Source organism: Chitinimonas sp. BJB300 (genome assembly GCF_002735695.1).
In the GTDB taxonomy this organism is placed as follows: domain Bacteria; phylum Pseudomonadota; class Gammaproteobacteria; order Burkholderiales; family Chitinimonadaceae; genus Chitinimonas.
This window is the reverse complement of the sequence record NZ_PDZH01000038.1, coordinates 1-15,201: the sequence shown is the minus strand read 5'-3', so window position 1 is coordinate 15,201 and position 15,201 is coordinate 1. Positions and strand designations below refer to the sequence as shown.

10 protein-coding genes are annotated in these 15,201 nt (G+C 53.0%); 6 read left to right on the top strand and 4 right to left on the bottom strand.

All coding sequences use genetic code 11. The features are described 5' to 3' along the window. Positions 1 to 60 precede the first annotated feature (60 nt). Both betB and betA read left to right on the top strand, forming a co-directional pair. On the top strand, positions 61 to 1,533 hold the full coding sequence (gene betB / locus CSQ89_RS08525) for a betaine-aldehyde dehydrogenase (RefSeq protein ID WP_099405745.1): 1,473 nt from the start codon (positions 61 to 63) through the stop codon (positions 1,531 to 1,533). Between the two features lie 133 nt (positions 1,534 to 1,666). Further along, complete coding sequence (betA, locus tag CSQ89_RS08520; RefSeq protein ID WP_099405744.1) at positions 1,667 to 3,352, top strand: choline dehydrogenase; 1,686 nt, start codon at positions 1,667 to 1,669, stop codon at positions 3,350 to 3,352. A gap of 2,161 nt (positions 3,353 to 5,513) precedes the next feature. Here the strand turns inward: betA and CSQ89_RS08515 are convergent. From CSQ89_RS08515 to CSQ89_RS08505, 3 genes are read right to left on the bottom strand one after another with little or no spacing between them, the layout of a single operon-like run. Further along, entirely contained in the window at positions 5,514 to 5,747 is a 234-nt protein-coding gene (locus CSQ89_RS08515; RefSeq protein WP_099405743.1) for a hypothetical protein, read from the bottom strand. 8 nt (positions 5,748 to 5,755) lie between these two features. Further along, positions 5,756 to 6,763, bottom strand: coding sequence for a response regulator (locus CSQ89_RS08510; protein ID WP_099405742.1), 1,008 nt, complete (start codon positions 6,761 to 6,763; stop codon positions 5,756 to 5,758). 2 nt (positions 6,764 to 6,765) lie between these two features. Continuing rightward, positions 6,766 to 9,714: a PAS domain S-box protein gene (locus tag CSQ89_RS08505; protein ID WP_099405741.1), complete on the bottom strand. Its 2,949-nt coding sequence runs from the start codon at positions 9,712 to 9,714 to the stop codon at positions 6,766 to 6,768. Positions 9,715 to 10,500: 786 nt separating this feature from the next. On the opposite strand from CSQ89_RS08505, the gene betI reads away from it, so the two are divergent. The 4 genes from betI to aqpZ all read left to right on the top strand — a co-directional run bounded on the left by betI (position 10,501) and on the right by aqpZ (position 14,456). Then, positions 10,501 to 11,094: a transcriptional regulator BetI gene (gene betI / locus CSQ89_RS08500; RefSeq protein ID WP_099405740.1), complete on the top strand. Its 594-nt coding sequence runs from the start codon at positions 10,501 to 10,503 to the stop codon at positions 11,092 to 11,094. Positions 11,095 to 11,327: 233 nt separating this feature from the next. Then, entirely contained in the window at positions 11,328 to 11,864 is a 537-nt protein-coding gene (locus CSQ89_RS08495; RefSeq protein ID WP_099405739.1) for an adenylyl-sulfate kinase, read from the top strand. A 979-nt stretch (positions 11,865 to 12,843) separates the two neighbouring features. Then, the gene (locus CSQ89_RS08490) at positions 12,844 to 13,251 is read left to right on the top strand and encodes a globin family protein (RefSeq protein WP_099405738.1); all 408 of its coding nucleotides are present in this window, start codon (positions 12,844 to 12,846) and stop codon (positions 13,249 to 13,251) included. Positions 13,252 to 13,766: 515 nt separating this feature from the next. Further along, on the top strand, positions 13,767 to 14,456 hold the full coding sequence (gene aqpZ / locus CSQ89_RS08485) for an aquaporin Z (protein WP_099405737.1): 690 nt from the start codon (positions 13,767 to 13,769) through the stop codon (positions 14,454 to 14,456). A gap of 113 nt (positions 14,457 to 14,569) precedes the next feature. Here the strand turns inward: aqpZ and CSQ89_RS08480 are convergent, their stop codons facing one another. After that, entirely contained in the window at positions 14,570 to 14,926 is a 357-nt protein-coding gene (locus CSQ89_RS08480) for a hypothetical protein (protein ID WP_099405736.1), read from the bottom strand. Positions 14,927 to 15,201 lie beyond the last annotated feature (275 nt).

Sequence of the window (15,201 nt, the reverse complement as noted above, 5' to 3'; positions counted from 1 at the left end):
GGCCAAGATCAACCAAGTAGCCTGTACTGACAGTGCTGATGACAACAGGAAAACCACCGAATGCCTCGCTTCGCCGAACAACAACTTTATCTGAATGGGCGTTACATCAATGCTCACAGCGGCGCCACATTTGAGACGCTGAATCCGGCAAACGGGGAAGTGCTGGCAATCGTACAAAGTGCCGCCAGGGAAGACGTGGAGCTAGCCGTCGCCAGCGCCGCCGAAGGCCAGAAGAAATGGGCTGCCATGAGCGCCATGCAGCGGTCTCGGGTCTTACGTCGTGCAGTGGATATCCTGCGTCATTGCAACAACGAACTGGCCGAGTTGGAAACCCTGGACACCGGCAAACCCCTGTCTGAAACCCGCAGTGTCGACATCCTCAGCGGAGCCGATGTACTGGAGTATTACGCCGGACTGATCCCCGCGATCGAAGGCACACAGATTCCCCTGCGCGAAAGCAGCTTTGTCTATACCCGGCGCGAACCCCTCGGTGTTGTTGTGGGGATAGGCGCGTGGAATTACCCCATCCAGATTGCCCTTTGGAAATCGGCCCCAGCCCTGGCCGCCGGTAATGCCATGATCTTCAAGCCCAGCGAAATCACACCGCTTTCCGCGCTGAAGCTGGCCGAAATCTATACCGAAGCCGGCTTGCCCGATGGCGTGTTCAATGTACTCAATGGGCGCGGTTCGGAAGTCGGCCAATGGCTGACCGAGCACCCAGCCATCGCCAAGGTCTCGTTTACCGGCGGGACAGCCACCGGCAAGAAAGTCATGGCCAGCGCATCGAGTTCTTCTCTGAAAGAAGTCACAATGGAATTGGGCGGTAAATCCCCGCTCATTATCTGTGCTGACGCCATCCTCGACCGTGCGGCCGATATCGCCGTCATGGCCAACTTTTTCAGCGTCGGGCAGGTTTGCACCAACGGGACGCGCGTGTTTATAGCGCGCCCTTTACAAGCCCCGTTCGAAGACAAGGTGGCTGAACGCGTCAGGCGAATCCGCATGGGTGACCCACTACATCCCGACACCAATTTTGGCCCGCTTTCAAGCTTTGCGCATTTGGACAAGGTCCTCAGCTATATCGAGCAAGGACGGCAACAAGGTGCACGGCTGCTGATCGGTGGCGAACGGCCCACGGCAGCCCCCTTCGCCAATGGCGCTTATGTCATGCCCACTGTGTTCACCAACTGTACGGACGAAATGGCCATCGTACGCGATGAAATCTTCGGCCCCGTGATGAGTATCCTGGTCTACGACTCAGAGGACGAAGTCATTGCCCGCGCCAACAACACCGACTACGGCTTAGCGGCGGGCGTCGTCACGCAGGACTTGGCCCGTGCGCACCGCATCATCCACCGCATGGAAGCAGGCATTTGCTGGATCAACACCTGGGGCGAATCACCGGCGGAAATGCCGGTTGGCGGCTACAAGCAATCGGGTGTGGGCCGGGAAAACGGACTGACAACGCTCAACCAATACACGCGTATTAAATCCGTGCAGGTCGAGCTGGGTGATTTCGCTTCCGTCTTCTAGACCTTTGTTGTTCCCAATGGCTAAGCGGGCCGTGTAGCTATCGGCCCCGCGTCAACTAAGCGATTCCCCCAAATAAAGAAGGAAGGCCTTGTACACGGGCCCCTCCCTCCCCATCACCGCGCGGAGAAGAGACATGGAATTCGACTACATCATCATTGGCGCAGGCTCGGCGGGTAACGTGCTTGCTACCCGCCTGACAGAAGACCCGGACGTTACCGTTCTGTTATTGGAAGCCGGTGGCCCCGACTACCGTTTCGACTTTCGTACCCAGATGCCGGCGGCCCTGGCCTACCCCTTGCAGGGGCGGCGCTATAACTGGGCCTACGAAACCGACCCAGAACCCTTCATGAACTATCGGCGTATGGAATGCGGCCGTGGCAAGGGTTTGGGTGGTTCATCGCTCATCAACGGCATGTGCTACATCCGAGGCAACGCACTGGATTTCGACCACTGGGCGAAAGCCCCGGGCTTGTCCGACTGGACCTATCTGGACTGCCTGCCCTACTTCCGCAAAGCCGAGACCCGCGATATCGGCAGCAACGAGTACCACGGCGACGATGGCCCCACCAGCGTCACCACGCCCAAGGCCGGTAACAATCCGCTGTTCCATGCCATGGTGGAAGCCGGCGTACAGGCCGGCTATGCCCGCACAGACGACCTCAACGGCTACCGGCAAGAAGGCTTTGGCCCGATGGATCGCACCGTCACCCCCGGTGGCCGCCGTTCCAGCACCGCACGTGGCTATCTGGACCAAGCACGTGATCGCGATAACCTGACCATCGTCACCTATGCCCTGACCGATCGCATCCTGTTCAGCGGTAAACGCGCCATCGGTGTGGCCTACCTGATCGACGACAGCGACAAACCCGTCATCGCGCACGCCAGCCGTGAAGTATTGCTATGCGGCGGCGCAATCGCCTCACCACAAATCCTGCAACGCTCAGGGGTTGGTTCCGCACCGCTGCTGCGGGAATATGGAATCCCCATCGTCCACGACCTCCCTGGCGTTGGCGCAAACCTGCAGGATCACCTTGAGATGTACCTGCAATACGCCTGCAAGGAACCCATCTCCCTCTTCCCTGCTTTGCAATGGTGGAATCAACCCGCTATCGGCGCGCAGTGGCTGTTATTGGGCAAAGGCATTGGAGCCAGCAATCAGTTTGAAGCAGGGGGGTTTATCCGCACGCGTGACGAATTCGAATGGCCGAACATTCAGTTCCACTTCCTGCCGGTCGCCATCAACTACAACGGCAGCAATGCCGTCAAAGAGCACGGCTTCCAGGCACACGTCGGTTCCATGCGCTCGCCAAGCCGTGGCCGCATCCACATAAAGTCGCGTGACCCACGCCAACACCCCAGCATCTTGTTCAACTACATGTCGACCGAACAAGACCGGCAGGAATTCCGCGACGGCATCCGCATCACCCGCGAAATCATGTCGCAGGCTGCACTCGAACCCTATCGGGGCCGCGAACTGAGCCCAGGCGCCTACCTCAAGACCGACGACCAGCTCGACGCCTTTGTCCGCGCCCACGCCGAAACCGCCTTCCACCCCTCCTGCTCATGCAAGATGGGGGAGGACCACATGGCAGTTGTGGACGGTCAGGGCCGGGTGCATGGGTTGGAAGGGCTGAGGGTAATCGACGCCTCCATCATGCCGCGCATTATTACGGGCAACCTCAACGCCACCACCATCATGATTGCCGAGAAACTCGCCGATCGCATTCGCGGCCGTACGCCCTTGGCGCGCAGCGATGCGTCCTACTATGTCGCTAAAAACGACAAGACATGCAACCTGCCTGAGTTCGCAGCGGCTTAACCACAGTCCACGAAACAACTGCCAACGTTATTGCAGTTACTCCAGCCTGGGCACAACCCAGGTTGGAGTAAAAACATAATCGTTAAAAAGATTCAGGCGGTTTTTAAATCATGCAAAAACATAGGTAATTGCGTTAAAACCAAGCACATTAAAAACCTCTATATGAATAAGGTTTTAAGAGCCTGTATAAAATCTGCTACGCGTCCGTAATATGGCATTAAAAAACTCTTCGGAATGTTTATTTATCCTGTCGGTGGCTAATACGCTTCCGCTGCCATCACGTACTTAAAATCAAATCGAGTTGACAGGCCCGTCAATAGCTATTAGTCTGCGCGCCCGGCACTATTGGATAATCCTTTTGGCGCCTTGCCACAAGCCAAGGTATCCCGCATTTAACCCAAAATCGTTCGCACCAGATCACTACTGCTTGATGCGCTTACAGAAAAATAACTGGCGACCTTAGCCCCAGCATTCTCTCCTACCAAGTCACAGCCAAAAGTGACGAGCAGCAATCAAAGTATTAATCTCACTCAACACTCGAAAGAATATGTGGCGCAATTTCTATCGTGCGCCCTAACGCAGACTGTTTCCATACCATCTGAAAAATAGATGAGTAAGCAATGAACAGGTTATTTCTTGCATTTTTATTAGGTGTGTTTCTTATTCCCACCGGCTTTGCCGGTACGGCTGGCCCATGTGAAGAAGAAGGATATTTCTACACCTATACACCAATGTTATGGTACCGAGCACTTCCAGTCAGGCGGACCTGTGTAGGTTCAACTGTACAGGCCGCACTTGATTCCGCGGCCGCACTGTAGAACGATTCCCAACCCAGCATCAGGGCAATATTTAAAGACCGGCTTCTATTCCAACAATGGCTGGATTGTTCGCGCTGATTGAATATTGACCCACCGGGGGTACGCCATTACACATAAGAACTTTGGTGATTGGTTAGCGTGGCTACTAGAGACAAGAACCTGTCCTCGATGCGAGTCTCACAAGGACCACGAGACATAAAGGTTGGGTACAGTCGACTCTCCTAACCACTTAAAGCCGGTGCCAAAGTAATTCGCACCGACTTTGTTTACACGGTTGCTTAAAAGATGTCGGCATAAAGTTATACAGCACAATTGAAGAAACGAGCCTGGCTGCGCTTGATATGCCTTGCATTCTACAAAGGGCAAACTATATTTCCTGTCCCTAGCAGTAAAATGTAAACCCATTTAAAGCGCGCCCTTGAGCGCGCTTTTTTTTGCGCTGCATTTGTCATGCCCCCCACTTTCAGTCACCGTCCCCTTTAGCATTTGGAGGTTCAGCAGGCTGAATGACAGACTGAGTATTCTTCGCCAGCGACAGCGGGTATGCACCCAGAACCTGTTTAAAACCTCGCGCGTTATAGTGCTAGACGGTAAAAAAGACAGAAGACGCGAAGTCTAGTGCTGTACGTTTTATTCAGCGGGAGAATCAACCTCGATGAGTTAGGCCCGCCTGCCACCGCCGACAGCGACTTATTTTATTCAAATAGGTAATTAATACATCCGCGTCGATAGATACTTTTCTTCAAAGCAGCAATCTCTGCACCCTGTACCTGCTGCCGTATTTGCGATCGTTCCGCGTCCATTGGTGCGCTGGACAGTCTTCTGGAGCGAACATCCACAATGAATTCCCGGAGAGCATTTGTGGACAAACATACGGGCGGGCCAAAGGAGGTTCTCGCGCCAGCTACATGATCTATTTCCAAAGCATTAAGTATTTGCATGATCGATTCTCACATGGGGTTAAGAACCTGTTTACGATCTTGCTGCGCATCGGCAATATGGCGTTGAAAACACCCTCGCAATGCTCATTTACCACTTGTAAACTCCGCTTCCTCGGCTGTTTTCGCCTTATCTTGCCTTAGCTCGCGAGACTTTAGACAGGTTCTAAGAAAAACCAAGGCGCAACATGGCCTTACATTAGAAAGGCCTGATGCACACAAGTTCGGCCTGCTACTTCATTTTGTTTTTTTCTTGCACGCAAGACTGATCCTAAGAACCTGTACAAAAGCGTTCTTTAGCAGGGTGAGGCGCAGCGCAGAAACCGGGAGGTACGCTTGGACATAAAGCTTTCGCGCAGCACATGAGCTCAATCATGGCTGCGCAATAGGATCCTAGAGAGGTTCTTAGCGGGATTCAGGCGTTGAATGCTTCTCCGCCATGAACTGATAGCGGGTCAACACACCTTCAATGCGAGTGTCGCAGTCGAAGTGCGCCATCAACCTGGTCATTACTTCGCTCACTTTGCCGCAGGCAGAGGCAGTGCCATCCCCCAACTCGCACGACATCGCCTCCAAAACGCCTTGCAACGCCTGGGTCTGCCTGCTGATCACCGCGTGGCATCGGACATCGCATTCCATTCGTTCATCTAGTGCGCCTTCGCACCCGCCTCGGTTATTTCCTTCTTGTTCCAGATCTCCATCAGTTCAAGAATTTCGCTGAGATGGCTTTCGAAGATCTGCACCAAGCGCGGTTCGAAATGGACGCCGGAACCATTGTGTATCTCCAGCATGGCTTCGTCTATGTTCCATGCTTTCTTGTAGGGGCGCTTCATGGTGAGGGCGTCAAACACATCGACCAAGGCGACGATGCGGGCCGACTCGGGAATGGCGGTGCCTCTCAGCCCAGCCGGGTATCCGCTGCCATTCCATTTTTCGTGGTGATAGCGCGCTATTTCAGCCGCCAATACAAAAATCGGTGAATGACACTTGCTCAGGATTTCGTAGCCGATTTCGGGGTGCCGCTTCATGGTTTCCCATTCTGCGCTCTGCAACTGGCGCGGCGCTTGCAGAATGGCGTCGGGGATACCGATCTTGCCCACGTCGTGCATGGCTGCAGCAAATTCAATCCGCTCCGACATGGCATCAGACCAACCCACAGCGCTTGCCAGGGCACGAGCATAGGCCGCCATGCGCCAGATATGGACGCCGGTATCAGAATCGTTGTAAAGCCCGGCGGTCCCCAACATGTAGATAGCTTCGCGCTGGCTTTCTTCCAGCTCTTTTGCCCGCACCAGCGACAGATGGGTCTGTACCCGGCGTAATACGACCGGCGCAGAAACCGGCTTCAGGATGTAATCCACCGCGCCGGCATCGAAACCAAGCGATTCGTCCTCTACGTCCGCCATGGCCGTGACGAAAATCACCGGGATATTCTCAGTAAGGCGGTTGGATTTGATGTTTCGGCATACCTCATAACCATCCACGCTGGGCATAGCGACATCCAGCAGCACCAAGTCGGGTAGATGCCTGGTGACGGCCTCCAGGGCTTTATCGCCGCTGGATGCGAAAATCAGTTGGTAATGGTCTTTCAGGATCTGCCGCAGCAACTGTAGATTGTTGGGTTCATCATCAACCACCAGGATTTTCTTTTGCATGGCTATTGCTCCTCAAGGGCGGCCAGCTTGCAAGCCAACACCGTTGCTTCCTGTTTCGCTGCTTCGAAACGAAAAGCTTCTAACTCCCTTTGAATTGGCGCGAGTTCCGCCGAACTGACATAGCGTGCAAGCTCTTCAAGTATGGGTTCGACAACATCGGGATTAAGCTCATCCAATGCCAGCAGCAACGCTGCAAACAACTGGCCAGTGGACTTCGTACCCGATTCCGCAATAGAGGCCACATCGGGGCCTCTATCAGGAATACGAAGCTGGCCAATAGCAGTAGTGGTGGCCCGAAGCGCTTGCTCCAAGTCATCCAGCCTCGATTTGACGGTGCTCTGCTGGCCGGCTTTCATATCTGCATCGATTTCCGCCGCCAAGCCGGCCACGCCTTCGATAAACAAATTGCCCGCGACACCCTTCAGAGCATGCGCTGCGGCCCGCACCTGCTCAAAGTCATCCGATGCCATCAGCAGCCGCCTCATCTTCGTTGCATCATTTCCATGCTGTACGGTAAAGGAAGCCAGCGCCCTGGCATAAGGCAGCGCACCGCCCCAGGTATTGAGCGCACGCCGTACGTTGACGATCCCTTCAATGGGCGTAAAGTCCAACTCAACGGGAATCTCCAGGCTGAACTTTTGGGCGGCATTGGGTTTACCAACGCCTGCGGGGACAATCTGCTCCATTGAAGCAAACAGGCAATTGAAGTCGATAGGTTTGACTTCCACGCCATCCATGCCGGCGGCCAGGCACCGTTGATAATCCTCATTCATCACACTGGCTGTCAGGGCGAGTATGGGCGTATGCCGGCCGGTGCCCGCTTCCAGCTCGCGGATCTTGCTCGTCGCGGCCCAGCCATCTTTCTCCGGCATCATCACGTCCATGAGTATCAGGTCGAAGTTACCTGCCTGGTATGCATCCAATGCTTTCTTGCCATCCGGGTACCATTCCACCACATGACCCTGACGTTTCAACCGAAGCAGCGCCAAGGTTGCATTGGCGTGGATATCCTCGGCCAGCAAGACATGAAACAGGCGAGGCGACACATATTCATCCACCATCGCATAACCGTTTTCATACAGGCACTCAGCCTTGCGGGGGGCTTCGGGCAGCAAGGCGGTGAAATAGAAAGAGGACCCCTTGCCCAGCTCACTCTCAATCCAAATCTTTCCGCCCATCAATTCCACAATCTGTTTTGAGATGGTCGTCCCCAGCCCAGTGCCGCCAAAGCGCCGGGTAGTACTGACGTCCGCTTGTGTAAACGCCTCGAATACATTGGTGATTTGCTTGGGCGTCATGCCGATGCCCGTATCCGTAACGGCAAACGTCACCATATCTGGCCGGTTGCTGGGCCGAACAGAAAGGGTAATGCTGCCCCCCTCGGTGAATTTGATGGCGTTGCTCACCAGGTTCAAAATCACCTGCCGCAACCTGGCAGGGTCGCCCGTTACACGAATCGGCAACGTAGCGTCGTAATCGATACGGACTTGAAGGTTTTTTTCGGCAGCCTGATGTTCGATGGTGGTCAGTGCATCGGTTAGCGCATTGGGCAGGTGGAAACTGACCGATTCCAATGAAAACTTGCCGCTTTCGAGCTTGGATACATCCAGCACATCGTTGATGATGCCCATCAACGCATTTGCCGATCGCAGAATGGTCTGCACATACTTATGGGCCGAGGAGGAAAGGCTTTGGTCGTGTAGCACGAACTCGGCAAAACCGATGATGGCGTTCATCGGCGTACGTATTTCGTGACTCATGTTGGCCACAAATGCCGCCTTGGTCTTGGCCCCCGCCTCGGCATCTTCCTTCGCCCGTTTCAACTCGGTGATATCAGCGATGATGCCGACGAACATCGGCTCGCCCGCCACCCGCATAGCGCCAACAGACAAGTGCATGGGGAAGGTCAAACCGTCTTTCTTCCGCCCTTCCACCTCGCGCCCCCGGCCAATCACCCTTGGCTCTCCCTCCTTGAGGTAACGGGAAAGATACCCATCGTGCTCGGCATGATACGGATTCGGCATCAGTATATTGACGTTCTGGTGCACCACTTCGTCGCTGCCATACCCAAACAGGACTTCTGCCGCCGAGTTGAACGACTGCACGATGCCGGATGCATTGATGGTGATAATGGGGTTGACCGCGGTATCAAGAATAGCCCGCGATGTCTCCAGGCTGGCTGCCAGCCTTTCCTCGGCGGCTTTCAGCTTGCTGATGTCAGCGATGATGCCGACGAACATCTCTGAACCCGACACCTTCATCTGGCCCACGGAGAGGTGCATCGGAAAAGTGGATTGGTCTTTTCGCCGACCAATCACTTCCCTGCCACTGCCAATCACACGCGGTTCGCCGCCTTCCAGATAGCGCTTGATATAACCATCGTGGCTTGAACGGTAGGGTTCGGGCATCAGCACATTGACTTTTTGCCCTACCACCTCCTGCCAGTCATAGCCAAACAGCACTTCCGCAGCCGGGTTGATCGAGCGGATAAAGCCTGTCGCATCAATCGTGATGATGGGGTTCACCGCCGTATCCAGAATCGCGCGGGTGGTTTCCAGGCTGGACGCGAGGTTGGCTTCTACCATCTTCTGCCCAGACAGATCCACCACCGAGCCGACAAAGACACGCTCTTCACTCAAGCAAACTTCATTGACGGCAAGCCAGATAGGGAAGTTGCTACCATCGCGGCGCCTGCCAATAACTTCCCGGCCCTTGCCAATAACGCGGGGGTCGCCAGCCTTGGCGAAACGCGCCAGATATTCATCGTGTTCCGAGTGATAGGGCTCGGGCATCAACATCGACACATTCTTGCCGACGACATCGGATTTCGAATAACCGAATATCCGCTCGGAAACCGCGTCGAAGGAACGAACCTTACCCAGCTCATCAATCGTTATCGTACCGACAGTGCTGATAGTGCTGTTTGTCGATTCCACTTTGTTGCTTGGCATTTTGCTTCCTGATCGGCGTAATAGTGGCGGCAGCCTGAGCGCAGGCACCGCTCACTTTTCCACGTCGGTCAACTGCTTGTATTCCGCGTGCTTGCCTTAGGCAATCGTTGCGGATACTCGTTGCAAAAGGGCGCAACGCAGGCAACCTTGCAGGCCAGACGACGCATGGGAGGGTGAGACCCCCACGTTTGTTATCGGGGCCACGCTAATGCCGATGAAGCTGCGGCCATTCGTCCATTTCCTGGGTGAAGGCAAGGGATATGTCTGGTAGCCACAACCACCAGACACGGCAAGATGTATGACTGGATTCCTCGTCCCTAATGCGCATCCTCAATGGACATGCGTTCGCCGTCTGACTTACCGACTATTTGATTTCGTGATAGCTCAATGCATAGCGGAAACAATGGCACCGCCACGGGCCAACCGCAGCATGCCCACCACGCTGCCAAAACGCAGGAAACAAGCAAGGTGGCAATAGGGAAGCCTAGGATTCGGACTCATCTGCCTGAGTGCGCAAAACGGAAAAGGTTTCGCGCCTCCCCGATTAAACCTGTGCCCTACTTGGAGGATGATTTTTCATGACAAGCCTTGTAGGATCGCGCCCCGGGCAAGCAGACATGCTCGAAGGGCTGCCAGATATAGCTGCCTTTACAGAATGCCCTATCGTAATAAATAGAAGATTTACAGCTATGCTCCCAAAGCCAAGGGAAATCCCCATCGGGCCGACGATGCTAAAGCCTTGCGGCCCAGCGTCTTTGAAGGCTCGTACTGACAGGTAAACGCGTTATGCCCAAAGTGGGAATGCAACCGATCCGTCGCTCGCAGCTGATTGAGGCCACGCTGAAATCCATTCACCAAGTGGGGCTGGGCGACGCCAGCCTAGCCTATATCGCCCGACAGGCCGGGTTGTCCAACGGCATCATCAGCCACTATTTCCAGGACAAAAACGGCTTGCTGGAAGCCACCATGCGTTACCTGATGCAGTCGCTAACCCAAGCACTGCGCGAGCGGCGGGCTTTGCTGGACAACACCGATGCAAAAGCACACCTGCGCGCCATCATCGAAGCCAACTTCACAGAAAGCCAGGTAAATAGCCCCGCTATCCAGACCTGGCTAGCCTTCTGGGCTACCAGCATGCATCACCCTGCCCTGCAACGCCTACAGCGCATCAACAATCGCCGCCTGTATTCAAACCTCTGCTTTCACTTCCGCCGCGTATTGCCAACAAACAAAGCACGCCCTGCCGCGCACGGCCTTGCTGCCCTCATTGATGGGCTATGGCTGCGAGGCGCATTGGCCGGGGGCACGTTTGATACCGAATACGCGCTCACCATCGCATTCGACTATCTGGAAGAACGATTGGGTAGCACAGCAACCTAAGAATCTGTTTACCCTCTTATGTAATCCAGGCGGCGGCGTACACTGGATAATGCGTATTCCAGCTGTATTTTCAACGCCGTATCATCGATGCGAAGCAACAGGTTCTGGGTATTTGCCTGTTGCCTTGGCGCAAGCAGACTTTCAAGCGACCTATTCCCCTATACGGCTGCACAGCAAAATCTCGAATTGATAGCCGAGAGGCATTCACATCACCACATTGCGATAAATAGACCATGCAACAGCAACTAGACCCTAAAGGCATTCTGCTTCTCACCGGTACACTCGGTTCGGGCAAAACCACCGTCGCCACCGAAGTAGGGCGTCAACTCGAAGAAACAGGCGTTGCCTCGGCCGTCATCGACCTCGATTGGCTATGCTGGGCAAACCTGGGTGACAGCTTTCCTGACCACCAGTACGACCAGCTCATCCTTCAAAACCTGCTGTCGATCTGGCCCAATTTCTGCGCGGTTGGCGTGGAATACCTCGTTCTGCCACGAGGGCTATTGGATAACACGCTGCCAGTGGCTTTGCGACAGGCTTTTCTCCAGACGCCTCTCACCGTAATTCGCCTGCATGCCTCACTGCAAACCGTCGAAGCGCGACTGACACGCCGCGATACAGGCGAGACGCTAGACGAACATCTACGGGAAAGCGCACCGATGACCGCCACGATAGAAAACCTGAAACTGGAAGATGCCGTGGTGCATAACGATGGCCAATCTGTCGCAGACGTCGCCCAACAGATTCGAGACATACTGGCTTGGCAGTAAACGACCTGGCCTTTGCGATATGCAGCGGAGGCCTGGCCTGCCTTGCCAAACTATGCCCCCAACTGCACGAGTGAACTTCCTGAAAGACTTCCAGTCCAGCGCTATAAAGCGCCCAGCCTGAAATAGATGCCTTTGCTTACCACCGGAGAATGCCATGACTCAAAATGACTGCGCTGTGCGGCGTATTGAGTACCCTGAACTATTCTAATTTTCACCTCAGCCTAAGTTTGGTTACACAATGCTTCAAAAAACATTCATCCTCGCAACTATGCCTTTGGTCTTCCTTGCAGAAGCGCAGGCAACATCCACGCCCTCTTCCTATTCCCCATCATGCAATGGCCTACAGGGGCCAGCGCTCGACAAATGTTCGCGTTTACGCGATGCAAATAACTGTGAAACCCGTTTTACGTGGAACGATCGCAACGAGTGTCTAAGAAATAAAAACCGGTTAAGCTATAAGATCGAAATTTCGCCAGAAAACCCCGTTGATCTAAAGCCAAAAAAGCGGCATGTTCCGGCGGAAAAACAGCATTCGCCTGACAACAAACCTATCTGCTTCACACGATCTGACACCGGCGAAAAGGTTTGCACCAAAAGCGATCCCAAGCCACCGTTCAAATAATGGCTTATTGCCTATTCGCTGCCATCTTCATCAAGCCATTAATAGCCTTGAATTAGGAGACGTGCTGCTATGGATTTAAAGCCATAACAGCACGAAAAAGCCCGTACCAACGCTCCGTTCATAAACACCGCTCCAAATCTTCTTTGAAGCCGCCATCCGGCAGTCGGTTACTTCTCATTGCGATAGTAAATTCGTGCAATTAGGTGCTACAACCTAACTAGCATCGCATAACGCAAAACCTTATCAAACCTGCCAATCTAGCCAAATAAAAGCAAGCACCTCAATCTGCTTATTTAATTGGTCATAAATTTTAGATTAGTAGATTTATAAAGCTAGAAAATAAAGAGGAGATATAAATTGAACGCAGAAACCATAAAACTGACTCAGGAATCATGGAAGAAAGTAGCGGCCATTGCACCACAGGCAGCCGCACTTTTTTATGAGAATCTCTTTACTGCAGATGCCAGCCTTAAACCCATGTTTAAAGGAAATATGGAGGAACAAGGCCAAAAACTGATGCAGATGATTGGTGCAGCCGTAAGCAAATTGAATAACCAGGAAACACTGATTCCTATTCTTCAGGCGCTGGCAAAACGCCATGCTGGGTATGGTGTTAAGCCATCGCATTATCAAACTGTCGGTGCCGCCCTAATCCAAACGCTGGAGCAAGGGCTGGGCAATGACTTTACACCGGCAGTGAAAGCCGCATGGGTCGAAGTGTATGGCGCAATGGTCGGCGTCATGGTGTCCGCATCAGCTCATTAGGTCAATCCACCACGCAAGCAAAGGCCCGTGCTTTCTCCGCGGGCCAACCCCAAGCAATGCATAACACCGGTGCGATGGAGTTTCAAACATCCCCACACTACACCTGCCAATGAAACTAGCAGCCTAAACAACAAATAAATGCTTTAGGCGCAGCGTACTTGTCATTCGAAATTTAGATGTATAACTTGATTTGAATACAAAAAGCATCAACACCGTGCTTAGCCGTAGCGCAAAATCCAGGGTACTTTGCTTCAACGTCGGGGCAGTACAGCAGGTCGTACGAATTAAGCGTTCGCCAATTATTTGACGAATATTATTGAATGAAGTCCCTGTCATTCGTACCCCTTTCCCTAAAGAAGGTTCACCGCATTGTGTAAAAAAGTCTCAATGCTGTCTGAGGGTTGACAACCTCACCTCAATTGAGGCTTTATAATTCTGTACCATCGTTCTGGGCGCTCTTATTTTTTAGTCATTATTTGCCCATAGCCATTCTCACTCACCCGCAGGAGAAGCAAATGAAGCAATACGGTGCTGAATTCCTTGGAACTTTTTGGCTTGTTCTTGGGGGGTGTGGCAGCGCAGTACTCGCCGCCGCCTTCCCAAATGTAGGCATCGGCTTGCATGGTGTATCACTGGCCTTCGGCCTGACAGTACTCACCATGGCTTACGGTATTGGCCATATTTCTGGCTGCCATCTGAATCCCGCCGTCTCTATCGGCTTATGGGCAGGCGGTCGCTTCCCTGCCAGCAAACTCGTCCCCTATATCATTGCGCAGGTTTTGGGCGCTATTGCCGCAGGCGCCGTTTTATATTTCATTGCCAGTGGTGCAGCAGGATTTGACGTTACCAAGGGCTTTGCTTCAAACGGTTACGATATCCATTCGCCGGGCGGCTATTCAATGGCAGCGGGGTTGGTCACTGAAGTAGTCATGACCATGTTCTTCTTATTGGTTATTCTCGGTTCAACCGATAAACGCGCCCCAGCCGGGTTCGCCCCCATCGCCATTGGCCTTGCACTCACCCTTATCCACCTTATCAGCATTCCTGTGACCAATACTTCAGTCAACCCCGCACGCAGCACAGGGGTAGCGCTTTTTGTCGGTGGATGGGCGATTGAACAACTCTGGTTATTCTGGGTTGCGCCGATTGCTGGCGCTGTGCTCGGTGCTATTACCTACCGCTTTATTGGAAGTGAGACTCCTTAATCGGATAGCACTAAAACCCAATAAAGATTGTATTGCAGAACAATTTGGCCTTTGTGTTGCTTAAATAAGTAACACAAAGGCCAAATTTATTTAGCTCATGCTCTGACTATCTGCTACTCACATTTAAACAGCATATATATTTTCCCTTCAACATCTGTATCAAAACGGAATGTTCCATTACCCGCCGCTTTAAGCAATTTGTTGGCCACATTCTTGGCGGTTTGTTCAAGTTCTGAACTTGATTGGTCGTCATTATTAATGACAATCAATCGTTTACCTTGATTATCACAAGTCTTATTTGCCTGCTTAATTGCACCATCCAGCGCCTCTCTGGCGGTCGATGCTGTTGCTGTCAGCTCGTAAAGACCGTTTTCCCGCGGCAGCACAGTAGTATGCAAAGATGAACAACCTGCCAACAATATGCCTGCAACGACACCTGCAACAGCATATTCACGATTGGCGTATTTCATTAAATCACTCCTGAACTGAAAAACTCTAATTTTCAAATATTGTTTGGAGAAAGTGCGTTGCTCACAAAGCAAACTATTTCTGGCTGATGTCACATATTTTATTAGACTGTTCCTTATCGCCAGCTCAATAGGCGGATTTAAAAACGAACCTGACGGATTTTTATTTATCACTGGATGGTAAATCCATTGGCAAGACTGTAATTCATCCCGGTTCGTTCGGTAAATACCTCGATGGGGGTTTTATATCCATGTCGCTTTCTTGGGCGATGATTCAA